Raw genomic sequence first — 26,140 nt, forward strand, 5'->3', positions numbered from 1 at the left:
TATGGAAAAAGTTACTAAATATAAGATATGTTTAAAATCCCCCTTTTTAGGGAGATTTAGGGTGATATACAAGTGTTATATACAACAGGAAAAAAGTTTATAGCTGCACCGCCGAAGCTATGATATATCCTCTAATCATGCCCAAATATTGAGGAAGATTTGATTACAATGCTGGTTTGAGGAGTTGATGTGATGTTTGAGTATAATTATTTTCTTTCAGATTGGCGACAATTTCTACGGAGGCTAGTTGTTGCTGTAACCAATTGCTAAAAAACTCTCCCATAATTTGAAACCGCAAGTTATCATCTAATTCTGGTTGAATTATTTCTTCAACTGCGATTATATGTACTCCTTTGGGTGTAATGATGGGCTTGAGAATTTCCGGGGGAGTAGCGGCAAAAACTGCGGCTGCAATCTCGGATCTAAAGTCAATACGGCGGCGAATTCCCTGATAACCTCCAGTGCGACGGCTTTCGGGATTTTGGATATATTGACGAGCGATTTCTTGGAAACTAATTTCACCTTCTTTGAGTGCATAAAATATTTCTAAGGCTAAATCTTCATCATCTAATATCACTTCATAAGTTACTGCGGCAAAATATTTAGATTGATGTGCATAAAAAAATGGTTCGATTTGCTCTGCAAATAAATGATTAGCTAATTTGGAGGATGTGAGGTTGATTTTAGCTATTTCTTCCAGATCATCTAGGGAGAGATGATGTTTTTTTAACCAAGCCCAGGTGTCTTCTGCTTTGAGTAGTCGGTGAGCTAGGCGAAGATTGTCTGCTGCTGTTTGCAGTTCTTCTATGTAAATTTCAATTCCTGCTTTATCGGCGGCTTCAGCAATGATTTTTTGGGTGGCGATCGCTTCTAATATTCCGGGTATTTGGCAAGCCATTTTTATATAGTAAATAATGTCTTCAGCAGAAAATTCTAAAATATTTGACATAGCTAAATTCCTCAAATTAATAACTAATTTTTCATGAATTTTTGACTTTTTTAGTCAGTAGACTATTCATCATTTTTGCCTGATATACTGTTTATTGTCTCTATCTAATGGTAGTTTTAATATCGTAATTATTCAGTCTAAAAATCAGGATTATTTTCTCATGTAAGTGAAAAAAAGTACAGAAATACCCCCCTATTTTTCTAAAAATAGGGGTTATTAAAAAAATACAAGACATTACATCTGAGTGAGGTACACAAGGGTAGAGAGAATTATCACTGACAAGAGTGATAATATGAATATGTGTACTTCATTTACTTGTTAATTGTTGTCTTGATGGAATATTTTGGCTGTCTAAAGTTCCAGTCCGCCTTGTTGCAACTTTTTAAACGGATCTAATATGAAATCAATAACTCGACGCTGACGGATAACTACCTCTGCGGTGGCGGTCTGACCAGGGGTTAAATTAACGCGCTGATTAGCAGCTTCCACATAAAGTTGATCTAAGGTGATATCTAAATCATAAGTGTCTATACTGCCTTGGTTGTGAGACTGTACTCGTGAGTTAGGTGCAATCCATGTCACATGCCCAGACATCACGCCATAATCTTGGTAAGGATAAGCATCAAACTTGATTTTCACTGGCATTCCCTCTTGTAAGAAACCACTGTGTTGGCTGGGTATCTGAGCTTTGAGAATCAATTTACTATCTTGGGGGGCAATTTGGGCAATGATTTGTCCTGGTTCTACTACTGGACCTGGTTTAGTAACAGGTAAGTGAAAAACTATACCATCAATGGGCGATCGCACTACTCTTTGTTGAAGTTGAATCTGTAAGGACTGAATTTGGCTCTTAGTTTGAGCTATTTCTGTTTCCAGGGTACTAATTTGTCCGTCCATATCCTTGAGTTGTTCTTGGCTTCTGAGTAGCGCTAATTTACCGGATTGAACGACACTTTGATAACTACCTTGCTGTTCTTGTAGGCGTAGTTTTGCTTGCTCAATCTCCGCTAGAGCTTGATTCACAGTAGCCTGATAGCGGCTGGTTTCCTCTTTTAAACGCAGTTGAGCTAAGGTAACATCAGATTGTGCTTGTAAGTGCAAGCGTTGGCTTTCTTCTGCTGTCTTTTGCAGTTGTACAAGTTGGATTTGGGGAATTGCACCCTGGTCAAACAGTTGACGATAGCGTGCCACCTCTGCTACATCTGTCTGAAAACGACTCTTGACTAACTCTTCAGTTGTTTGGGCAGAATTAATATTTTGACGAGCTTGGTCAACTAAAGCCTGTCTTTCTAACTTTTGTAAGTTATACACATTGCGCCTCGCATCCAGGTTTTGGTGCGCCTGATGGACTTGAGACATTTTTTCTAATTCTTGGGCTTGATTTTGTTGCTCTTGGATATTAATGGCCAACATCAGTTGGTTTTTCAGCAGCTTTAATTGGGCTTGGCGATCGCTGAGTCCTTGTAGTTGTGTTTTTCTTTGTTGTAGTTCCTGTTCTAAGACATCAGAATCCAACTCTAGCAAAACCTGACCAGCCTTGACTATGGCGCCTTCTTGAACATTGACAGCCTTCACGGTTCCCGGAACTGGAATTCCTAATTGATAGGTCGCCCCTTGGGGTTCTAAACGCCCTCTGGCGCTTCCGGTTTCATCAATTTTCGTGAGCATCGACCAAGGTAAAATGATGGTGGTAAATCCTACCAGAAAGTACAGCAGGGAACGTGTCCAGAGTTTTGGTAAAGCATCGAGCAGTTCTTCCGTACCGTAAAACCAATCATTAGCTTCAGTTTGTACTTCTATTTGATGGTCAACAACAGCACTGGAATTTTCAATCGGTTGATTTTCCCCGTCGGTGATGGCTACCCCCTCCAAGCTATCCCCCCGGGCTGAGTCTGGCTGTGATTTTGCCAGTATAGATGATAAATGTTGAGATGGATTTGGCATAAGTAATTTAACCGTGTACTGTCCGGGAGAATTTGTCATGGGCAAATTCTCCTGTTAAATTGGCAGTTTCCCAGGTTTTTAAGCTGTTGGCGCTGTTGCTCCCAGTTGTTGCTGGTTGAGATAAAAGTAATGACCTCTTCTAGTAATTAATTCATCGTGAGTCCCACTTTCCACCAGTAAGCCACGATCTAAAACCAGGATGAGGTCAGCATGGCGCACTGTGGACAGGCGGTGAGCAATAATTAGACTGGTGCGCCCTTTGAGAATGGTTTTCAGGTTATTTTGGATAATCCGCTCAGATTCCGCATCAAGGTGGCTTGTGGCTTCATCTAAGAGTAATAAGCGGGGATTTCCGAGTAAAGCGCGGGCGATGGCTAGGCGTTGGCGTTGTCCACCAGATAGCATCCCCCCACCTTCACCAATTTGGGTTTCGTAACCAGTGGGTAGCAGCTTGATAAATTCATCTGCTCCTGCTAAAGTTGCCGCTGCAATAATTTCTTCTAAGGTAGCTTCTGGGTGAGCAATGCTGATATTTTCGCGGATCGTACCCCCAAATAAGAAGGTATCTTGATCAACAACACCAATTTGCGATCGCAGCGATCGTAAAGAAATACTAGTCACATCTTGGGCATCAATTAATACTTTGCCATCTGTCGGCAGGTATAGCCCTAATATCATCTTAACGAGGGTTGTTTTTCCTGAACCACTACGCCCAACTACCGCTACAGTTTGTTCAGGGAGGATTTCAAAGCTGAGATTTTCTAGGACATTAATATCACTTTCTGGGTGATAACGGAAAGTCACATTTTCAAACTTAATATGACCTTGTAACCTCGGTAAAAATTGGCGGGGTTGATGCTGTAAATCCTCTTCCGGTTCCGCCTGCAAAACATCATTAATGCGTTCACTAGAAATAACAACTTCCTGGAACTGATTCCACAGAACAACCAACCGTTGAAATGGGCGAATAATGTTACCCAATAACATATTAAAAGCAACTAACTGCCCAATTGTCAGGTCATTTTGAATGACTAACCATGCTCCAAACCACAGCAAACCAGTAGTTACTAGAGTTTCAATCCCGGAGCTAAAAAGCTGCATTTTATTGCTAATTATCTGCCCGGCAAAGGTCTTTTTAATCACATTATTTAATAGCTCTTCCCAATGCCAGCGTACTGTTTGTTCAATAGCCATTGAGCGAATGGAGCTAATACCGGTAAGAGATTGAATCAGATAACTATTTTCGTTGGCCGTAGCATTAAAAGCTTCGCGATTAATGCGGCGAAAGAAAGGTGTAGCCACCAGTGCCAAGATAAAGAATGGTGGGATGATGGTTAAACTCAGTAATGCCATGGGTGCGCTATACCAAAACATCAACCCCACGTAGATAAACACTGTCAGTAAATCCAAGGTAATAGACAGTGCTTCTCCGGTCAGGAATCGCTGAATTTTATAGTTTTCTTGAACGCGGGAAATAATATCACCAACGTAGCGCGACTCAAAAAAGGCTAAAGGTAAGCGGAAGGTGTGTTTAATAAAACCTACCAGTAAAGCTACGCTAATGCGGTTGGCTGTGTGGTCTAGGAGATATTGCCGCAGTCCATTGATCATCACACTAAACAAGCCAAAAATCAGCAACCCGAACCCCACAGCGTTTAATGTCAGAGTGCTACGTTGCACCAGTACTCGGTCTAATAACAACTGAGTTAATAAGGGTGTCACTAGTCCAAATACCTGAATGAAGACCGAAGCTACAAAGACTTCTAGCAGGACTTTAGAATGGGGTTTGACTAATTCAAACAACTGCCAGAATTGTGTACTGTCTTCCTCAGTTTCTTTCAAATCAGCTGTGGGTTGTAATAACAATGCGTAACCAGTCCAACCAGCCTTAAATTGGTCATGGGTGAGGGTGCGTTGGCTCAAGGCGGGGTCGCCCACAATTACGTATTTTTTGCTGATTTCATAGACAACAATATAGTGTCTGCCTTCCCAATGGGCGATCGCGGGTAAGGTTTGTTGTGCCAATTTATCCAAGCTGGCTTTGACGGGGCGGGTGGTAAAACCTATACTTTCGGCCGCATCTGTTAAACCCCGGAGTGTTGCGCCGGTGCGATTAATATTGGCTAAATCCCGCAGTCGGTTCACACTCAACCGCTTACCCCAATAGCGGCTAATCATGACTAAGCAAGCCGCCCCACAGTCAGCAGCGCTTTGTTGTTCAAAGAATGGATACCGCTTGGTTAAACGTCCCCACCAATGTCCAACTTGGACTCTGGGAGTCGGAAAATAGGCTCGTTTTTGCTTTTTTTTCGGTGTGGGATCTGGTAGTGGTAATTGTCGGTTTCTCTTGGGGCTAATTACTTCTACAGGTGTGTTTTCTGTAACCTTTTGCCCCCTTTGTGATAACTCAGCCAATTGCGGCCAAAATTCTAATGCTAGTTGCCAATTAGCATTTTTTAGGGTGTAAATTGTTATGGGTGGAGTCCCTCGCCAATTTTCCTGTTGGGGATGTATGTAGATATTTCCCGGTGTTAATCTGCATCCATCACTATGCTCTAGTTCTCCCTGATGTAATAGCCAAAGTTTGGTATCTTGGAAGAGTTTCACAGGGAGTGAGTCGCCTTGTACAGTATGAGGCTCAAATAAAGCTAGAGCCTTAAGTATGTCTTCTACAGATCCGTTGTGACCAACTAAGCCGCTTTGGCAACATAACAACAGCAAATCCCACAGTTGGGCACGTTGTTTGAGGCGATCGCGAATACTCGGATGTTTGCGGAGCACCTCTTGTAATGAGGCTTGGGGAAAATAAGCCAGTTTTAAATTCACAGAAGCTCTAGCCACATAAGGACTAAATTCCTGTTCTGTAAATAAGGTCAGTTCGCCAAATGATGCTCCTGTTGTCAGGGTAGTAATTAAGTTATTTGAGGTATCTAAAAGTCTGACTTTACCGCCAAGGACAATATATATCCCATTCGGCGCGGTTGCTGATTGCCAGAATTGCTTGGCTACGGGTGGTTGGACAATTTCCACCCCAATTAAACATCTTTCAATTTCTGGTTCTGAGAGCGACTCACCTAAGTTTTGGATCAGTTGTTGCGCTAAGTATTCTCGGGAAAATGCTGATGTCATTTCCTGACCTCTAAGACGGAATTATTTATTGGTCTGAATCAGATTGAATGACCAATGGAGATTAGTTTCGGAGTTAGATTGCAAGTCGCAGATCGTAATCCCAGTATCCTTGGGTTCCTGAGTTTCTGTGGGGTTAGCAGTTTTACGTTTGGTGGAGAGTCCCATTTGTTTGAGCAGGCGATTAATGTGGCGATCGCTAATTTGAATGTTAAACTCGTTAGCTAAATGTTTGCTTAACCATTGGGCTGTCCAATAAGTAAATGCATAACCATAATCACGAGGGCTATGGGTGACTAGTTCTTTCAAGCGCTCCAAATACTGAGCATTGACAATTTTAGGTCTACCGATGGGTCGCTCATTCCATTTGTGTGCTAAACCTGCTTCTGCTAAACCAATCCAGTAGCGTGCCATTTCCTGAGAACAACCTATGATTTCACAGATTTGGCTTTGAGATTTACCAACATCTGCTAACAACATAATTTCAATGCGCCGCCGATATTCAGGCTGTAAATCACTTTGTAAGCTTTTTAGCAAAGCCTTCCTTTGAAAATGAGTTAGAAACTTACCTTCTTGGATGTTTTGGAGATTATAGTTTTCCCAAGTTTCGCTTTGGCTAAGAGAGTGTGACATATTTATTACCAGCGATTATTTACTGAAAAAGTTGGGGATTTTTATCCATTGCAGTTATGGTCAAACCCGTATCAATCAGGCTTAAACACTGCAATATCAATTAGCCTATGCCAGCTAATTAAGTATTTACTTGATGTATAATGCTTGGTGTTCTTTCTGTGCTATGATGCTGAAATTGTTAGCATTAATCACAAAGATTTGAATGCCAAAATTTTTGACTATGCTTATCAGATACCAATGAGATTAGTGGTCAAAAAGCTACCGACATATCACGGAATTTCTCTATTTTTCCCAGTCAACACATTCTTACTTAAAAGCTGCGCTCTTGTGGTGTGAGTCATAGCTTGCGTGGTGTAGTCATAGATAGTCCGTAAGTAGTAGTAAGCAAACCTGACAAAATATGAAGCAAGCATAGCTGTTATCTCATTTAATAAACAGCAATTTCTGGTAAGATACCTAAAACCAGCAAATTACTTACTGGCTAATCCTGATAAATTGGTGTCATATTGGTACAGACTTCAACCAGTTATCTTGGTTAATGCTCATCCATAAGTAATTTGCAGCCTTTTGATAACTCCTATTTCGAGGATGTTACTGTTAGCTTGTGTCCGAGCCATACAGGTTTATATGTCCACCTCAAAATATTTCAACAGGTTTTTGTCCATTACCAAAAATGTGGTTTAAATTTGTCCCATAAAAAATGGAACTTAGAAGCAGCTAAGGTCAGGTTGTGAGTACAAATCTACTTCCTAGACTAGCCTAATATTAGCTAATATCTCCTCAGCAGATTTCGATAAATTTCAAAAATAATTCCCACGAAAAGCGACAGTTAGTGAATATCTTGTCTTAACCTACTGTTATCCTTTTAGAAATTTTCCTATTTCTAGTCAAGGCTTTTGAGAAAAAAAGTTAAATCTTTACTCAATATTGATTATATCTTTAAGTGAAATTAATAATGAATTTTGTCTGTAGTAAATTTACATATTTATTCAATCTCAGACATAAAAAATCACTTTTTGATCTATGGTTGATACTTCCAGATGAAAATCTGTGAAAAATAGATTTTCGGAAAAAGCCAATCATAGAAATTAAATTATATCTGTGCATCTATCTTCGGCAAGATAAAAATATCTTCATTAGTAAATATTTTTTATAATTCAAGTATCCATCTTAGGGATGAAACTTGTAGTTAGGACTATAGTCCTAACTACAGATGGTTTGTAGGGGTGAATATTTACCTAAACCACGACCATAAATTTTCCTTGTTTGCTTCTCTAGTACCTCCACTTAGGCAATGTCTTTCATTTTTCTTAAACATCTAGATGAAGGATTAATATTAGAAGTTTGATTTTTTATATTTTGATTACCAGTATTTTCCTTTAGTAATCGATTATAGGTTCGGTAGGGAATGTAATGTAAAGGATTATAACCAACTATACGTAGCATTAAAACGCAAGCCCAAGAATACTTACCAGCAAGAATTGCTTCTACTATTTGATCAAATTGTTGAGGATTCATTGGTTTACTGAAGTTGCTACTAATTCCAGAAATATCTTGATTCATACTTTTACTCCTCTTTCATGAAACTAGTCTAAATTCGTTGGTTTTTGTTTGGTTTCAAATTTTAATTGAATTTACTTCAGGTAAGAGAGTTATGTTAACAGGTAAGTGTAGCATTTTCTGAAGTTATCAGTAGCTGTATAAGTGAAATTAGTTTAACTTTAATGCAATTGAGGATAGTTTTAGTTTTTGCCTTTCCAATGAACATAAAGAAGATAAAAAGTTGCTGTAAGCAGTATATATGAATGTTTATATCTGCTAAATTACTTATTCTGTAAGTTGACATTTTATGAAAAGCTAAATAGTAAAAACAAACATCTTCTGATTCCATATATAAACTTTTTCCTTGACTTGAGATTTACACTGCATTTGACATGATGTTGCTTTTGATAAACTGACCTTAAGTTAAAAGTCTGTTCATCGCTGGTTATGGATATTGGTAGATACAGTTTTCCAAGTTTTTTTATCTGATAAATGTTAATTTAAATAGCTTGCCCTGGTAAGTTAATTATATATCTTTCATATCTAGCATTCAGAACATTCTTGTTAACTAAATTTGATTTTCTGGGATTTTTTTGACACGGTTATTTGAGAAACATATATGATATGATTCTGCACAATCATTGATAATAAACAGTTAGTAATAGGGAATTTATTCCCATGTGTCTAATGGTTGAATTAAAAATTGATTAATTCTTGATATTTTGGTAGATAGCAGTTGGTATCCCTAAGTATGGGAAATCTTTTTTAACCCTAGTTATATGTTCTTTTAGTTCATGGAATACCCGGAAAATAAAACCAAAAATTGTAGATACTGAGTTGTTAAGCTCGAGACAGAATGGCATCAAACCCAGTATAGTAAAACATCTGTATTGTTTTTTATGTATTTTTCGTTACTAATTAGCGAAGACGGAGAAAAGCTCACTTGATGCTGTGAGTTGATTTAGAATTCGGTGAATTACTATCAATAGTAATAGTATCTTAATTAATACTTTTTTAATAGGTACTATTTATCACTGTGTTTTTTAGTGGTAATAACTAGGTAAATTGCCCAAATAGCCATAGCTCGCAGATAAGTACTGGCGCGGAAAGTACCTGATGCGGTGATGGCCTCAGGGGTGCGGAACTGTAAGCCATGATGGTAAATTTGTTGTACCACGGAAGCTGTCAACTGCAAAGCTTCATCCTCCATCCCCATTTGTACGAGAAAAGCCGCCAGACCAAAGTTAATTCCTGTCCAAACTTCCAGGGGATGGGTAGCATTGGGGTTTTCTGCTGAACCGTCAGGAAGAACACCATTAGCAGCGCCAAACTCACCATGGGAGAATTTAATAAAACAAGCATCATAAACAGTTTGCAAAGCAGATAATGCGCGATCGCATGGTACGATATCTGGCAACCCCAATAAGCGGGCATAAAATTGTCCACACAATTGATCTGCCATCACAACATCAGAACCGCTCTCACTATCCAAACGAAAATACTGACCATTCCAGAGTTTTTCTTGATAAACAGGAAGTGACTGCGCCAACCAAAGCTGATACCTAGCTTTTAAGTCCTCTGTGTTCTTTGTGCCTATGTGGTTCCTTAATAAAATATCACAAATAGCGATCGCCGCCTCCAAAGCCGCCAACCACAGACCTCCACAATAAGCACTAACACCTTGTAAACGCCAATCATCAAAAGTTTGGTCAGGTGCGCCAGAATTTTCAGGAATCCCATCACCATCCAAATCAAAAGCCTTGAGATAATCGAGGGTCTGCACAATTCCCTCCCAACAGTCTGCTAAAAACTGCACATCATCAGCACCTGTGAGCAAAAAATCCCGGTATACTTGTAAGACAAAATCACTACCCAAATCCTTCCACAGATTGCAGTCTTGATAGCAGGTATAATTAGTTTTCTCCCAAACGTGCTCATTAGGTGCGCCCAAATCATGGGGTGTTGCCCCTGACACTTTGCGAGCTGCGGTTGTTTCCTCTGCGCCAATGGTATAATAATACCCGATAACCCGCTGATGATGATCACTATGGGGAATTGCTCTCGCAAATGCCCGCATCACTGATTTTTCCAGTTCAGGAAACAGGAGTAATAGCCCAAAGGAGCCATATAAGCGCACATCTAGACTTTCATACCAGCGATAATCTAAGCACTCCAGCACCGCAAACTGACCAATTGGATCTCGTTCTGAGGCTGCACTCCACAGAGTTCCCCCGCTAGTTAGGTCATATAGCTCATTAAACAGAGCCATTTTCAACCAGTCTGGTAGGTCTTGGCGGTCAATAATTGGCTGTTGCCAGGCTTGAATTTTTTTATACCAGGTTTGATATTCAGTCAGGGCTGTAGAGGCGATCGCCCCAGCATGATTACCACTCCGACCAAAAAAATCTGTATATCTGCGGTAATAATTGACCCCAGATGCAAATTCTGTTACCGGAAAGTCCCAAGACACAACAAAGGGAATTGCTAAACTTTCTCCTGGTTGCAGAGTAAAACGGACTGCGATCGCTACCCCTATTTGTGTATTCTCCGATGCCGGAGTAGTATCTTGATAATTAGGCAAAGAACCATCTACAGTAAAGCTTTGCCAGACGTCTTCTCCCGTACCCGCAGGATTCCAGCGATTATGGTAAAACACTTCTACCCGGGGCTGTTTGATCGTGGCGATACACCAACTACCATCACCTTCTGCTACAGAGTCATCACCCCGCACCTGGCTACAAATACAACTAAAATATTCTGTGTTTTCAGCTATAAAATTGTAATTACCTTGACTTTTATCTAAAAGGGGCTGATATGCATAAACCGGACTACCATCATCCCGTATTCTGACTTCTGGAGACTTGAGCGCATTGGTAAACCAGCCCACCATATTTTGCCAAGTGAGCATAATACTCAAAGTTATAGATGTATTTGTGGGATTATGAGCATGCCAATGGAAAATTGCTACAGGGTAGCTAGTTTCTTGATAATTCTCTGCCCAAATTGGGGAAAATTGCTCACAGGTTAATTGGGCTTGAAATACATTTTCGTAGACAAACCAACTCCGGGGATATAAGGCGTGATAACTTCCTGTTTCCTGTGTCTGTGTAGATGCTGGATACCATTTCCACTCTGAGAGAGTAGAATTATCTGGCGCTTCCGTAGCCAAAGCGTAAGCTTGAGAACATATACCATTGCTCTCAAACACACTAAATTGACAAGCGGGGATATTTTGAAACGTATGTTCACCACCGTCAATGTGCCACAGATTAAAATCTCCTCGTGAAGAACGGCCAATACAACCCGCACCAAAGCCACCCAAAGGCATACCGTGCCAGGGTCCATCATCAATATTACTAGCATATCGGACAGTATAGGGCTTGTCCCAACCTAAACCGATGGGACGACTCCAAGTGCAAGGAGGAATTACGGAGGAGAAGCATTTTTTCATTACCCGATTTTAACAGGTTTGGTTATGCTCAGGAAGCGTAAACTAATGTATAATTAATCACAAAAAACGGGGAATAAGGGAAAATTCTCTCCCTCATTCCCCACATCTCCCTTAAAGTTGACGTACTAAAGGCTGACCGTCTTTAACTTCCCCCACTAAAACTATATCTGCACAGTTGACAAAGATCCCATTTTCCAGGACACCGGGAATGTTATTCAGTATTTTTTCCAAAGCAATAGGGTCATCAATAGAGTCAAATCTAACATCTAATACCATATTACCTTGGTCAGTAATTACTGGGCCGGCTTTTTTGACACCCATGCGGAGTTCAGGTTTACCACCGAGTTTTTTAATAGCATTAGTAACAGGGGTAATAGCCATTGGTATAACTTCTACCGGTACAGGGAAAGAAGAACCCAAGCGGTCTACTAATTTACCACCATCTACTACAACGATGAATTGATTTGCCAAGTAGTCTACCACCTTTTCGCGGGTATGCGCCGCACCACCGCCCTTAATTAAATTCTTGTTAGGGTCTACCTCATCAGCCCCATCAATGGCAATATCAATGTGATCAACAGCATCTAAGGTCGTCAGGGGGACGCCGTATTCTTTGGCCAGGACTTCTGATTGAAACGAGGTAGGAATACCCACAATATCTTTAAGTTCACCAGTTTTTAGGCGATCGCCTAAAAACTGAATTGTATAAGCTGTAGTTGACCCTGTACCCAAACCGACAATCGAGCCTGATTTTACCAGGGCGGCAGCCGCTTTGCCAACCTCTTGCTTCATCAACTTGACGGGGTCTGCTGTTGCACTCATTCCAAAACTCCTGAAATCTCGACTAAATGGTCTATCACGGCCGACTATACTACATCCTAGTCAATTCCCAATTCACTCAAGCAAAATTAAGCATCATTATCAGAATTTAACTCTTGTATCTAACCTCATAGCAAGGTTGCTGAGTCTGTTTCCCACCCCCAGCTTGAGACGTTGGTTTTCTCACATGATTTCTAGGCTACAGGTTATAATGTTTATTTGGTTCGAGTATCGTAGTTAATCCACCGTATAAGTATTGCGGTATTTGTGGTAATGGTTACTTACTTATGATTTCCCCTCTTCAGGGTTAAATTCTCACTACCCCACTGTGAGGGTATGTACTCCCAACCACTAATTAATCAAAACAAGCTCAGGCTTGATTCAATTAGAATTAGCAAAAACTGTACATACACTTAATTAGTGTGAAATGGTTGATTCACTAAAGCCCCCCGACCAGTTATTGACTGAAAATCATGGCAACTTAATCAATTGAAAATGCGTCAAGCAACCCAAGTGAAAATTTTGAGAGTCACCCAATTTGGTGATGTTCTCAGCTATTTTATAGATGCAGAATAGCCCAATTAACATCATGATAAATCAGCGAAACTTGCTAGGTACTCTTTCCTTAGTATTACTAATGCCCAACTTGACATTACCCCTTGCTAGAGCATTAGAACCTAGTGGAAACTTGCCATCTGCAGCCATTCAACAAGTAGTTGCATCTCAGTTAATGACCAGTTCACCAGATGGGAATTTTTATCCAGAACGGATGATCAGTCGGGCAGAACTGGCGGCAATTTTAGTGAAAGTATTTAACCTAGATCAAAGGGAAACAGTTAAAGGACGAGAGGTTAAAAATATCCCAGATGTTCCTCCCTCCCATTGGGCATTTAAGGATATTCAGACAGTTCTTAGAACCGATATTATGAAAGGATATCGGGGTAATTTATTTTTCCCGAATCAAAGGGTAACAAGAGCTGAGGCGTTAGCGATTTTTGCCCAAGCTTATGGTGTATTTCAGTTTGGTGATGACATTGTCAATGAAATACTTGATCAGCATCCAGATGCAGAATTAATTCCAGTATGGGCGAGAAAAGCGATCGCCACAGTAGTGGCCGAAGGATTGATCAATACAGATGACCACAATAACATCTCACCATTACGGCCTATGACCCGTGGGGATATGGCTTATGTATTGAGTCAATATTTACAAAGACAACAAGGACAACTAGGAATGTTAGTCACACCAGACGTTATCCCACCTCCAGAAAAATGAGGGGAATAATTGTGACTAAATAATTCCAGAGACATCCCCACCGTGGGAAAATTAAGAAATGATAGAAGTAGAGTTTAGAGAGGAACACCCTATAATATGCATCTGAGTGAAATCACCCATCCTAACCAGTTGCATGGTTTGTCGATTCGGCAATTGCAACAAATCGCCCGCCAGATTCGAGACAAGCACCTACAAACCGTAGCAACAAGTGGGGGACATCTAGGGCCTGGTTTAGGAGTTGTAGAGTTAACACTAGGACTGTACCAGACACTAGACTTGGATCGGGATAAAGTCATTTGGGATGTAGGACATCAAGCTTATCCCCATAAACTAATCACCGGGAGATACAACAACTTTCATACCCTCAGACAAAAAGATGGCATTGCAGGCTATCTCAAGCGGTGTGAAAGCAAATTTGATCACTTTGGTGCAGGACACGCTTCTACAAGTATTTCTGCCGCTCTGGGTATGGCGTTAGCGGGAGAATTGAAAGGAGAAAAATTTAAATCAGTAGCCGTAATTGGTGATGGTGCTTTGACTGGAGGAATGGCTTTAGAAGCCATCAACCATGCGGGACACTTACCTAAAACTAAACTGCTAGTTGTTCTCAACGACAACGAGATGTCCATCTCTCCCAACGTCGGAGCAATTCCTCGTTACCTGAATAAAATGCGCCTCAGTCCACCGGTGCAGTTTATCACAGATAATTTTGAGGAACAGTTTAAACACATTCCTATTGTTGGTCAATTTAAAGAAGGAATGAAGCGTTTAGCCGTTCCCAAGGTAGGCGCAGTCTTTGAAGAACTAGGTTTTACTTATATTGGACCGGTGGATGGTCATAACTTAGATGAGTTAATTGCTACCTTCCACCAAGCCCATGAGATGACAGGGCCGGTTTTGGTGCATGTGATTACCGTTAAAGGCAAAGGCTATGAAATCGCCGAAAAAGACCAAGTAGGCTACCATGCCCAAAGTCCATTTAACCTGACCACTGGGAAAGCAATTCCCTCCAGCAAGCCTAAACCTCCCTCCTATGCCAAAGTCTTTTCCCACACATTAGTTAAACTCGCCGAACAAAACCCTAAAGTTGTTGGGGTAACAGCTGCAATGGCTACGGGAACGGGTTTAGATAAACTCCAGGCTAAACTACCCAATCAATATATCGATGTCGGTATTGCGGAACAACACGCCGTTACCCTATGTGCAGGGTTAGCCAGTGAAGGAATGCGCCCTGTGGCAGCTATTTACTCCACTTTCCTCCAACGGGCTTACGACCAGATCATTCATGACGTTTGTATTCAAAATTTGCCTGTGTTCTTCTGTTTGGATAGAGCGGGAATTGTCGGTGCTGATGGACCTACCCACCAAGGTATGTATGATATCGCCTATCTGCGCTGTATTCCTAATATGGTGCTCATGGCACCTAAGGACGAAGCAGAACTACAACGCATGATGGTCACTGGTATTAACTACACCAGTGGACCAATTGCCATGCGCTATCCCCGTGGTAACGGCTATGGTGTTCCCCTCATGGAAGAGGGCTGGGAACCTCTAGATATTGGTAAAGGGGAAATTATGCGTAACGGCGATGATGTTTTAATCATCGGTTATGGTACTATGGTACATCCCAGTATGCAAGTAGCGCAAATGCTCAGTGAACATGGCATCGAAGCCACTGTCATCAATGCCCGTTTTGTCAAGCCCTTAGATACGGAATTGATTGTACCACTGGCCAAGCAAATCGGCCGCGTTGTCACTTTAGAGGAAGGCTGTGTTATGGGTGGTTTTGGTTCTGCAGTGGCAGAAGCACTACTAGATTCTGATGTTGTAGTTCCTGTCAAGCGTATAGGTGTACCCGATGTTTTAGTAGATCATGCTACACCTGATGAATCTAAGGCCGAATTAGGTTTAACTAGTCGTCAAATAGCTGAAAGAGTTATGGCTGCTTTCTTTCACAAGCAAGCATCTAATGTGATCTAGGATGAGAACGACTGATGTCACCTCCGTTCGGTCAAACTGAATCAAAAATGTTTGCTGCTAATTAGCACTGTAGGGTGGGTTGGCCCTAGGGTCATCCACCAGCTGCACTGTTTATTATGGGTTGTTTAGCCGGTGATCAATGCATTCATTAACTAGGGTGAGGATAACTCACCTTTGTTGAGCTGACTTATGGGCATAAATAAGTGTAAATTTTTATTTAAATACTTATAAAATATATTACATATAAATATAGTGTTAACTTGATGTGGGTTTTGAGAAAATATTAATGTGTCAGTCTAACAGCTATAAGATTAAATGCGATTCCAAGGTCGCCTGATTGCCACATACAGGCTCTGCAAACGCTGTAACAACATTAGGGCAGGATATGACTCAATTATTAATGACTACCCTGATATCAACACCCATTAAAGACCCAGTACCGGTATTTTTGATGATTTTGGGGATTATGCTCATCGCTCCCCTGTTATTCGAGAAAATTCAACTACCTGGTATTGTGGGGTTAATTTTGGCTGGGGTTGTAGTCGGTCCCAATGGGCTGGGATTGTTGGCACGAGATAACACAATTATACTACTGGGTACAGTAGGTTTATTATTTCTGATGTTCATGGCTGGACTGGAAACTAGCCTGGATGACATGAAATATAACGCTGATAAGGCGGTTATCTTTGGATTAGCCACCTTTGTGGTACCTATGATCTTAGGTACTGCTGCCATGATGTCCATCGGCTACGATTTATTACCGGGTATTCTGGTAGCATCCTGTTTCGCCTCCCATACTCTCCTAGCATTACCTGTGGCGGGGAAACTAGGTATTATGCGCTCTCAGGTAATGACTACCACTCTGGGGGGAACTTTAATCACCAATACTCTGGCACTTTTAGTATTGGCTGTGGTGGTGAGAGCTCACGAAGGTAATTTAACCTTGGGGTTTTGGCTGTTCCTCATTCCCTCACTGATTACTTACACCTTTCTCACACTTTGGGGTCTTCCCCGTGTAGGACGCTGGTTTTTTCAGCGCTTTGGACACGACGAAGGAGCAGAGTTTACCTTTGTGTTAGCTACTTTGTTTGTGGTTTCCTACGGCGCCGAGTTAGTTAAAATTGAGCCAATTATTGGGGCTTTCTTAGCGGGGGTTGCTATTACTCAACTCATACCTCACCTCAGCCCGTTGATGAATCGGATTCAATTTATCGGTAATACGCTGTTTGTGCCATTTTTTCTGATTTCTGTGGGGATGTTGGTAAATCCCCGGAGCCTAATTCAAGAACCGCGATCGCTCCTAGTATCAGTTGTTATGGTGACTGTTGCCATTATTGCCAAGTTCATTCCGGCTTGGGTGGCTGGTAAGTTATTCGGAATGAATTTTGACAATATTATGATCATGTTTGGCCTATCTGTGGCTCAAGCTGCTTCCACCCTCGCGGCCATTACCGTTGCTTATAAAATTGATTTGGTTGACCAGTTAACTGTCAATGGTACCATCGCCATGATTTTAGTCACCTGCGTTGCTTCTCCTTGGGTAACAGACCACTGGGGAAAAAAACTCAACGCGGGAGAAGTCACCAGTCAAAAAGCCAACACCCTTAACATAGGCGATCGCGTCCTAGTCCCAGTTGCTAACCCCAGTACCGAAGATAATTTACTACACTTAGCAATTATTTTAGCAAAATCCGCAAAAGGTACTTTATTACCCCTACATATTTTACTAGAGAAAAATTCTCTCATTTCCCCAGAGGATAAAAATAGACAAAATCAATTATTATCAACTGCTGAAATGATTGCCCATGCTGCTGTTACCAAGGTTACCACCATTGGTCGGATTGATGAATCAATTGATAAAGGTATTGCTCGTGTAGCAGAAGAAAAACAAGCTAGTGTGATCATTTGCGGTTGGAAAGGTTACTCAACTTATCAAGAAAATTTATTTGGTGGTGTTATTGACAAGATTGTTAATCGCAGTTCAGTACCAGTTCTAGTAACTCGCTTTCCATTACCAATTGAGCATACAAGGCGAGTATTTTTAGCGTTCACCACCCAACAAAGTTACGCCAGTTCTTTCGGGTCTAGCATCCAACTAGCCAAAACCCTAGCCACTGAACTCAAGGCATCGCTACAACTGTTACAAGTGGAATCAGTACGAGAAACCGCTGTTCAACCTACGGATATTACAGTACCTCCAGATACAACAATTCAAAAGGTACGTGGCAATTTTGTCCGTCAAGTGTCTCGAGTACTCAAAACTAACGACTTATTAGTGTTAAATGGGACTGTTGAGCAGAAAAATCAACTATTTTCACTTCTGGGTCATGCACCAGAAGTCATCGCTCGTAATCAACCCCAAGTAGCCATGATTATCGCTTATTTTCCCCAATAAGCACTCAGCTTATAGAGATCCACCATCTGATTGATTTTCTCCTATGCTTTACCCCGTTATTTGGCAGAATAATTCTGTTTCCCTCATTGACCAAACTCGCTTACCTAATGAGTATACCGTCGTCCAAATTCACCGCAGTGAAGACATGGCCCAGGCGATTAAAACTATGATTGTTAGAGGTGCGCCAGCTATTGGTGTGGCCGCCGCCTATGGGATTTACCTCGGGTCTAGAGAAATTGAGGCGCAAAATCACCAAGAGTTTTTAGAACACTTAGAAAAGGTCGCCGATTTGTTGCGTTCTACACGCCCCACAGCAGTTAATTTATTTTGGGCTATTAGCCGGATGATGAAAACTGCTTATGAAACTCTGGGAACTGTGGTAGAAATCAAACAAAAGCTCTGGGAAACAGCCCAAGCTATTCATGCTGAAGATTTACAAACCTGTCACGCTATTGGAGAGCATGGTTTGGCCGCATTACCCCCAACCCCCGAAAAGCTGACAATTCTCACTCACTGCAATGCGGGGGCGTTAGCTACTGCTGGCTATGGTACAGCATTAGGTGTTGTGCGTTCTGCTTGGAATTCAGGACGGTTAGAACGTGTCTTTGCTGATGAAACTCGCCCCCGTTTGCAAGGGGCAAAACTTACGGCTTGGGAATGTGTTCAAGAAGGTATTCCCGTTACGGTAATTACTGATAGTATGGCTGCTCATTGTATGCAGCGGGGTTTAATTCATGCTGTGGTGGTGGGTGCTGACCGCATTGCTGCTAATGGTGATACTGCTAATAAAATTGGTACTTATAGTGTGGCGATCGCTGCTAAGGCTCATCATATACCTTTCTTTGTTGCGGCTCCCTTGTCTACTGTGGATTTTAGTTTACCTGATGGTAGTAAAATTCCCATTGAGGAACGTCACCCAGGGGAGATATACCAAGTTGGAGATACTATATTGACACCAGGGGCTGTTGATTTCTACAATCCGGCTTTTGATGTTACCCCAGCTGAATTAATTACAGCCATCATTACTGAAAATGGTGTATTTGCTCCTGATAAATTGACAAGTTTCAAATATTAATCTGTTGCATTTGCATGAAAGTTGAATTGAAAGAATGATGAATAAGTTAATTACTACCCTGGTGATAATTGTTTCGTCAATTTTGATTAACAGTTGTACCAATTCCCCAAATAATCATGGAAATAACAATATAAATAATATAAGTATTATTGGCGAAATAACCGAAGAGACAACTACAACGCCCGATACATCATCTACAGGGGAAAATAATACAAGCACACACAATACTAATAGGGTTTCTGGCAATAATCAGCCAACAATTGCTACAGTCAAGGAATTAGTCACCGGCGATATTATCTGCTACGCCACCCTAGTGGATGATCAGGGTAAACAACATAATATCGGAGCATCCTTTGAGATTTGCGCCCAAGCAGACAAATATTTAAATCAGAAAGTACGCGCCTCTTATGAAATCGCATCATTAAATGATTGTGAAAGTGCTGAACCCTGCGGTAAAACTCGTCAAGAATCAATAATTTCCCAAATGGAAATTTTGCAGGAAACATAACAGGGGAACCCCAATCCAGTCAATTAGAAACCTTTACTAATGGTAAATGGACAATCACTATTGGTGGTCGCAACTCTTGGTCTGGTGTAAATAATACAGGCAATCTCTCCTATCAAGGATGTGATGACCAAGGTAATTGTATTAAATTACATCGTCAATCTCGCGAGTGCCGATTAACAGGTGGTACAGTTAACTGTCGCAGTGGTGAATGTGTCATGGGTTGGGTGAATGGAGATTATAGATACATTGTTTCCTCCCCGATTGCGGAGAATGGGACAGGCTCTTCCACCCTCGTAGTCAAGCAAGGGGACAGGGAAATCCTCAAGGCCACAGGATTTCAACTTTTGTAACTATTGGGGTGAGATGGGATTACCCTTTGGGGAGCACCAAAGGCGATCGCCCGTTGCGGTATCAAATATAAACAACTGACTTAAATCGAGTTGTAAAGATAACTGCTCACCTGGACGGGGACGAATATCAGCAGATGTCTGAATATTAATCACCGTCAGGGAACCAGGTAAACTAGCACGAATCAAAGTTTCCCGTCCCAAAGGTTCGACAACCTTCACCTCTACAGATAATTCTCCTAACTGCGCCTGTGTGAGTTCTTCGGGTGTTGGTGGTTCCTGAATATAAATATGCTCAGGACGAATCCCCAAATTAAAACTTTTACCGGAGCGTAACTGTACCTTTTCCCTCACACCTGGCGGTACTGGTAATAACTGTCCACTGACATCAAAAACATCATTTTTATAGATAGCAGGCAAAATATTCATGGGAGGATTCCCTAAAAAGGTCGCCACCATTTGGTTGGCGGGAAGGGCATAAATACTTTGCGGATCGCCAATTTGTTGAATCCTACCCCGATCTAGCACCACAATTTTATCAGCCAAAGTCATCGCCTCAACTTGATCATGGGTGACGTAGATGGTAGTAATACCTAATTGTTGATGTAACTGCTTTAATTCTGCCCTTGTATCATCCCGCAATTGAGCATCTAAATTAGATAAAGGTTCATCTAGTAAGAATACTTGCGGTTGACGGGCGATCGCCCGTCCTAATGCTACCCGTTGTTGCTGTCCCCCAGAAAGTTGTTTAGGTTTGCGGTCTAGTAGTTGTTCCAAAGACAAAGAACGGGCTACATTTACTACTCGCTCTTGAATAATCTTAGGGTCAACTTTGCGCATTTGTAACCCAAAGGCGATATTTTGCGCCACGGTCATATGGGGATACAGGGCGTAGTTTTGGAACACCATGGCGATATCACGCTCTCTGGCGGGAACATTATTCATCAAGCGATCGCCGATGAATAGATTACCAGATGTAGCAGATTCTAACCCGGCGATGGTGCGTAAAATTGTGGACTTACCACAACCAGACGGCCCCACTAAAACCCAAAATTCTCCATCAGGGATTTCAAAACTAATGTCCTGGATAGCCGTGACGTTGTTAAATCTACGCTTAATATCTTGTAAATGAACTTTTGCCATGGGTCTATGTAAAATTTAAATTTTGACTTTCCGTGTATCCATGGGATTGAGTGGTAACTCCCGTGAATAGAAGTCACACCATAGGGTGGTTAAAGGATGTGCGTAATTCATGTATTGCTACTCTTGGACCAAGCCGGATGGGATAATAAAGAAGCCATGACTCGCACTCCTCGCAGTTGATTAGACAGGGGTAAATGACCTCTAGGAGCGCTTAAATCCCAGGTAAACTGGTGGGGATATCTTGTCCAGGTATTACCGCTTTTCCAGCCGATTTTCGGCCAGAAATTTTCCCAGGTTTTCCCTAAACTTAACCAGATTTCGCGCTGTACCGAAAAGCCAAACTTACCCTCAGAGTGGACTAACCAGAGGTTGTTAATGGTTTGTAAGTCAATAATTGGAGCATTTTCTACTTCGGTAAAATACAACCATTTTCTTTGTACAGCCGTTGGCCCTGCTAGTTCACACAACTTTTGTATTGTCATGCGATCGGCGGATTGGAAGTCTTGAGTAGCAAGTAACTGTTGCAAAGGATTATAATTAACTCCGCCATCCGATTTTAGAGGTACAATTCCTTCAGGAAAACAGGAAAGCAGAAATTCTTTAACTTGAGGTACATCAGAGTTATAGAGGACTTGGTAAGCTTTACCATCGATCCAGTTCGCTGGGTGGTCACGTCGCTTCTGTAAAAATTCCATCAACACGTCTAATCCCTCATTACCCAACTTAGCCAACTGCGGGATAATCTGTTGTTGGACTTGAAGAGACCCAGCGATTAACGATTGTCGGAGGGAGTCGATGTCAGCAGTGCCTGATAAAATCATTGGGTCTGTCATGCCATTAATCGTGTGAGCGTTCAGTAAAAAGGCGATTGGCTATCGGGTGTTCCCTAGGGTGAAGTACTGATAGCGAAGAGTAGTTTACTATTTTTGATTGCTCTGCGCGCAGTACCCAAAGCAATCGGATAAAATTGCCATAGCAATGGCTACGCCACGGAAGCTATCGCTAAATCCCATAGTTACACCCTAAATACTGTAACAGGGGAATCAGGGGAAAATCTGCGCCTCATGACTTGGTGAACAAAAGACACAGCAAAATCGCCAGGAACCCCATGAAAGAGTTTTGAACTTGCGGCCTTATTCAGGAGTGTTTGAAGTATGTACGACAAGATTATCCCCCCCACTACCGGAACAAAAATCACCTTTAAAAATGGTGAGCCGATTGTGCCTGATAATCCAATTATCCCCTTTATTCGTGGCGATGGTACAGGTATTGATATCTGGCCTGCCACCCAAAATGTCCTAGATACAGCAGTAGCTAAAGCATACAAGGGTCAGCGTCAAATTAGTTGGTTTAAGGTTTACGCAGGTGATGAAGCCTGTGATTTATATGGTACATACCAGTATTTACCTCAGGATACTTTGACAGCCATCAAAGAGTATGGTGTGGCAATTAAAGGGCCTTTGACTACCCCCGTGGGCGGTGGGATTCGTTCTCTCAATGTAGCACTCAGGCAAATTTTTGATTTATATGCCTGTGTGCGCCCTTGCCGTTATTATGCGGGAACACCTTCACCTCACAAAAATCCTGAAAAACTGGATGTGATTGTTTACCGGGAAAATACCGAAGATATTTATTTGGGAATTGAGTGGAAACAGGGTAGTGAAATCGGCGATCGCTTGATTAAAATCCTCAACGAAGACCTGATACCCGCCACCCCAGAACATGGGAAAAAGCAAATTCCCCTCGATGCTGGTATTGGCATTAAACCGATCAGTAAAAGCGGTTCTCAGCGCTTAGTCAGACGCGCCATTAAACACGCTTTACAACTGCCCAAACACAAGCAACAGGTGACTTTGGTGCATAAAGGTAATATCATGAAATATACTGAGGGTGCTTTTCGTGATTGGGGTTACGAATTAGCTACCATGGAATTTCGTCAGCAATGCGTTACAGAGCGGGAATCTTGGATTTTAAGCAACAAGGAAAAAAATCCGGAAATTTCCCCAGAAGATAACGCCCGTCAAATTGACCCTGGTTATGATGCCTTAACTCAACAGAAGAAAGCGCAAATTGTCAAGGAAGTTGAAACTGTTCTGAACTCAATTTGGGATAGCCACGGTAATGGCCAGTGGAAAGACAAAATCATGGTCAATGACCGGATTGCTGATAGTATTTTTCAACAAATCCAAACTAGACCGGATGAGTATTCGATTCTGGCGACTATGAACCTCAACGGCGATTATTTGTCAGATGCGGCTGCAGCCATTGTCGGCGGTTTAGGAATGGGGCCAGGGGCAAATATCGGCGATGCTTGTGCTATATTTGAAGCTACCCACGGTACTGCACCCAAACACGCCGGGTTGGATAAGATTAACCCTGGTTCTGTGATTCTGTCTGGTGTCATGATGCTAGAATACATGGGCTGGCAAGAAGCCGCAGACCTGGTTAAACATGGTTTAGGACAGGCGATCGCTAACAGTCAAGTTACCTACGATTTAGCCCGGTTACTAGAACCACCAGTGGAACCCTTAAAGTGTTCTGAATTTGCCGAGGCAATAATTCAACATTTCGGATGAACTACCCACAGTTGGCTTCGCCTGAACTGTAGGTTTCTACCTCCCACAGTTGGTTTTTCGCACAACTTTCTGTAGATTTTTGTCGCTTCTTTGCCCCTAGTTCCCGCATCGATCCAGCTTGCTTATGCTTACTGGATCGATGTGGTAGAGCTAGGCGACTGTGCAACTACGAAGCCAGTTCCTGACTCCGGTAGAATTCCTTTTCCCCAGTAAAGCATTACTTGTGCAGCTGCGATGTCGCGGTCTTGTGTATAACCACAAACACCACAATTATGCACTCTCATATCAAGTGTTTTCTTGTGTTGATGACCGCATTTAGGACAGGTTTGGCTAGGTTTTACTTTCTTGGTGGGAACTTCTACAAACACACCACCAATCTGCTCAACTTTATACTTGATGGTACTGCGAAGCATTCCAAACCCAACATCTAGTATCGACTTATTCAAACCTGCTTTTTGTTTCTTACCCTTGCCTTTTTTAGCTTTACTGGTCATGTTCTTGACTTCTAGTTTCTCAGTTGCAACGAAGCTATTACCGCGTACAATGTCTGCTGCAACTTGATGTACCCAATTTTGACGCTGGTTAGCAACTTGACGAATTAGTTTACTAACCTTTGATTGGGCTGTTTTCCATCTCCTAGAAGCCTGAATTTTTTTGGTTCTATTTGGGGCGCGTTTTCGTCTTTTATTCTGGGATGCTTTTTTAATTTGATGTTCAGCGGTTCTCAAAAACTTAGGAGCCTCAATCTGTTGATGATTCTGACCATCAGTAATTGACAATGCTGCATTACAACCTATATCTATACCAACAGCACCAGTTGGTAAAATTTCTGCCTTGAGAACTTGGTCTAAAACATCTACAGTAATCGATGCGTACCATTTACCATAACGATAAACGACAGTACAAGTAGTGGGAGTTCCCCAATATTTAGCTTTACCCCGCATCTGAATACGTCCAATTTTAGACAGATTCAAATACCCATTTTCGCCGTGGGATTCTACTGAATACCCAGATTTAGCGGGATATGTCCAACCTGAATAATGTAAAATTGATTTGAATTTAGGACGTTTACCTAAACCTTTGAACCAACGTTCAAAAGCATAATCTACGCGTTTTAATGTGGATTGCAGAGCTTGAGAGTTAATTTCCTTATACTCTGTCCACACTTCTTTGAATGCAGGTAAACAATTTTGTTGCTCGAAATAATCAACCTTATGGTTGAATTTTTGATATTGAGTAAATCTGTTAGACACAGCAGCGTTAAAAAGGTCTTTGTGGAGCTTTCGGTGATACCTCAAAGACTGTTCTATCTGCTTATTTGGGTATAGCCTGAAAGTCATCCGCCTTGTCGCCACTGATTTATTTTCCTCCTGTATGTATTTTGTTCTATTATATTAGATGTTTAATAAACAAGTGCAGACTAATTGAATTTTCACCAGAAGTAGACCATGTTCATCTGCTAGTTGATTTTCATCCAGACAACAATTTATCTTCTCTTGTAGGCAGCTTGAAATCAGCATCCAGTAGGATTATCCAAAAAGAATTTTCAGAACATCTATCTACTTTTTATAGAAAACCTGTTTTTTGGTCGAGTTCATATTATGTTGCTTCTACGGGTGGCGCACCAATTGAGAAAATCAAGCAATATATACAATCTCAAGATCCGCCGCTTCGCTGAAGGTAGGGACTTTCGTGTTAACGTTAATATATAAATTTATTATCTCCTGAGAAAAAATATTCTGTAGTTTTGCCTATAATCAAGAAGTACTGACTCAACCCATAGCTTGAAGCTTCCTTTTCCCCATGTTGATCACGTGGATAAAAATCATCAACTAGGTAAAACCAGAACCTAAGCTAATGCATGGCTATGGCCACCTTAGCTATGGTCAATCCCAATTTAACCTTCTGGAGAACAGATTTATCTGGCACATTCATTCATGAGTGACGGAAACAAGCACAATTTTCAGCAGCCTTTAATCTTGGTAGTGGAAGATCATGACGACAGTCTACTGCTAATTGGCTACGCCCTAGAGTTCCTTGGCTGTAGATTCATTTGTCAAAATGACAGTTCGACGACCGTATTAGTAGCCAAAGAACATCAACCAGACCTGATTATGTTAGATATTTTATTACCAGGTCTGAGTGGAACTGATGTTGTGCATGATCTCAAACAAGAACCTCTCACTGAGGGAATTCCAGTGATCGCAGTTACAGCTTTAGCTACTCAGCATGATCGAGAACGCCTGCTTTCGGCGGGCTTTGATGAATACATCAGTAAACCTTATATGATCGAGGATCTAGAGGCGATAATTCGCAGTCTGCTACCTAATAAACTCAACTTTGGTTCAACTCTCAAAAGTGTTCAATGACCAATGA

16 protein-coding genes and 2 pseudogenes are annotated in these 26,140 nt (G+C 41.5%); 8 read left to right on the top strand and 10 right to left on the bottom strand.

Going from position 1 to position 26,140, the window contains the following annotated elements; all coding sequences use genetic code 11:
* Nucleotides 1-163: 163 nt before the first annotated feature.
* The 7 genes and pseudogenes from IM676_RS12015 to rpiA form a co-directional block, all read right to left on the bottom strand.
* Nucleotides 164-949, bottom strand: coding sequence for a peptidylprolyl isomerase (locus IM676_RS12015; RefSeq protein ID WP_200987132.1), 786 nt, complete (start codon nucleotides 947-949; stop codon nucleotides 164-166).
* A gap of 351 nt (nucleotides 950-1,300) precedes the next feature.
* The gene (locus IM676_RS12020; protein ID WP_200990186.1) at nucleotides 1,301-2,893 is read right to left on the bottom strand and encodes an HlyD family efflux transporter periplasmic adaptor subunit; all 1,593 of its coding nucleotides are present in this window, start codon (nucleotides 2,891-2,893) and stop codon (nucleotides 1,301-1,303) included.
* Nucleotides 2,894-2,971: 78 nt separating this feature from the next.
* A complete protein-coding gene (locus IM676_RS12025; protein ID WP_200987133.1) occupies nucleotides 2,972-6,022 on the bottom strand; it encodes a peptidase domain-containing ABC transporter in 3,051 nt (1,016 codons plus the stop codon).
* A gap of 21 nt (nucleotides 6,023-6,043) precedes the next feature.
* The gene (locus IM676_RS12030) at nucleotides 6,044-6,652 is read right to left on the bottom strand and encodes a helix-turn-helix domain-containing protein (protein WP_200987134.1); all 609 of its coding nucleotides are present in this window, start codon (nucleotides 6,650-6,652) and stop codon (nucleotides 6,044-6,046) included.
* A gap of 1,290 nt (nucleotides 6,653-7,942) precedes the next feature.
* Nucleotides 7,943-8,215: pseudogene (locus IM676_RS12035) on the bottom strand (HetP family heterocyst commitment protein); the annotation flags it as partial.
* A gap of 1,003 nt (nucleotides 8,216-9,218) precedes the next feature.
* Nucleotides 9,219-11,645 (bottom strand): GH116 family glycosyl hydrolase, encoded by a 2,427-nt coding sequence (locus IM676_RS12040; RefSeq protein WP_200987136.1) that lies wholly within the window; start codon nucleotides 11,643-11,645, stop codon nucleotides 9,219-9,221.
* A gap of 111 nt (nucleotides 11,646-11,756) precedes the next feature.
* Nucleotides 11,757-12,467 (bottom strand): ribose-5-phosphate isomerase RpiA, encoded by a 711-nt coding sequence (gene rpiA, locus IM676_RS12045; protein ID WP_200987137.1) that lies wholly within the window; start codon nucleotides 12,465-12,467, stop codon nucleotides 11,757-11,759.
* 586 nt (nucleotides 12,468-13,053) lie between these two features.
* Between rpiA and IM676_RS12050 the strand changes: the two genes are divergently transcribed.
* The 5 genes from IM676_RS12050 (at nucleotide 13,054) to IM676_RS19825 (ending at nucleotide 19,698) form a co-directional block, all read left to right on the top strand.
* A complete protein-coding gene (locus tag IM676_RS12050) occupies nucleotides 13,054-13,740 on the top strand; it encodes an S-layer homology domain-containing protein (protein ID WP_225880340.1) in 687 nt (228 codons plus the stop codon).
* Between the two features lie 96 nt (nucleotides 13,741-13,836).
* The gene (gene dxs, locus IM676_RS12055; RefSeq protein WP_200987139.1) at nucleotides 13,837-15,720 is read left to right on the top strand and encodes a 1-deoxy-D-xylulose-5-phosphate synthase; all 1,884 of its coding nucleotides are present in this window, start codon (nucleotides 13,837-13,839) and stop codon (nucleotides 15,718-15,720) included.
* Nucleotides 15,721-16,105: 385 nt separating this feature from the next.
* Nucleotides 16,106-18,115 (top strand): cation:proton antiporter domain-containing protein, encoded by a 2,010-nt coding sequence (locus IM676_RS12060; protein WP_200987140.1) that lies wholly within the window; start codon nucleotides 16,106-16,108, stop codon nucleotides 18,113-18,115.
* A 43-nt stretch (nucleotides 18,116-18,158) separates the two neighbouring features.
* A complete protein-coding gene (gene mtnA, locus IM676_RS12065; protein ID WP_200987141.1) occupies nucleotides 18,159-19,190 on the top strand; it encodes an S-methyl-5-thioribose-1-phosphate isomerase in 1,032 nt (343 codons plus the stop codon).
* A gap of 34 nt (nucleotides 19,191-19,224) precedes the next feature.
* The gene (locus tag IM676_RS19825) at nucleotides 19,225-19,698 is read left to right on the top strand and encodes a hypothetical protein (protein ID WP_225880341.1); all 474 of its coding nucleotides are present in this window, start codon (nucleotides 19,225-19,227) and stop codon (nucleotides 19,696-19,698) included.
* A 350-nt stretch (nucleotides 19,699-20,048) separates the two neighbouring features.
* Here IM676_RS19825 and IM676_RS12075 read toward each other — a convergent pair whose 3' ends face one another.
* The gene (locus IM676_RS12075; RefSeq protein ID WP_200987142.1) at nucleotides 20,049-21,188 is read right to left on the bottom strand and encodes an ABC transporter ATP-binding protein; all 1,140 of its coding nucleotides are present in this window, start codon (nucleotides 21,186-21,188) and stop codon (nucleotides 20,049-20,051) included.
* A gap of 107 nt (nucleotides 21,189-21,295) precedes the next feature.
* Nucleotides 21,296-22,021 (bottom strand): GUN4 domain-containing protein, encoded by a 726-nt coding sequence (locus tag IM676_RS12080; protein WP_200987143.1) that lies wholly within the window; start codon nucleotides 22,019-22,021, stop codon nucleotides 21,296-21,298.
* A 321-nt stretch (nucleotides 22,022-22,342) separates the two neighbouring features.
* On the opposite strand from IM676_RS12080, the gene IM676_RS12085 reads away from it, so the two are divergent.
* On the top strand, nucleotides 22,343-23,764 hold the full coding sequence (locus IM676_RS12085; protein WP_200987144.1) for an NADP-dependent isocitrate dehydrogenase: 1,422 nt from the start codon (nucleotides 22,343-22,345) through the stop codon (nucleotides 23,762-23,764).
* A 128-nt stretch (nucleotides 23,765-23,892) separates the two neighbouring features.
* Here the strand turns inward: IM676_RS12085 and IM676_RS12090 are convergent, their stop codons facing one another.
* Nucleotides 23,893-25,104: an RNA-guided endonuclease InsQ/TnpB family protein gene (locus IM676_RS12090; RefSeq protein ID WP_318780249.1), complete on the bottom strand. Its 1,212-nt coding sequence runs from the start codon at nucleotides 25,102-25,104 to the stop codon at nucleotides 23,893-23,895.
* A gap of 59 nt (nucleotides 25,105-25,163) precedes the next feature.
* Here IM676_RS12090 and tnpA point away from each other — a divergent pair.
* A pseudogene (tnpA, locus tag IM676_RS12095) lies at nucleotides 25,164-25,442 on the top strand (IS200/IS605 family transposase); the annotation flags it as partial.
* 238 nt (nucleotides 25,443-25,680) lie between these two features.
* Complete coding sequence (locus tag IM676_RS12100; protein WP_200990187.1) at nucleotides 25,681-26,133, top strand: response regulator; 453 nt, start codon at nucleotides 25,681-25,683, stop codon at nucleotides 26,131-26,133.
* The last annotated feature ends 7 nt before the right edge of the window (nucleotides 26,134-26,140 follow it).

Origin of the sequence: Anabaenopsis elenkinii CCIBt3563 (genome assembly GCF_015245355.1) — a bacterium.
Lineage (GTDB): Bacteria > Cyanobacteriota > Cyanobacteriia > Cyanobacteriales > Nostocaceae > Anabaenopsis > Anabaenopsis elenkinii.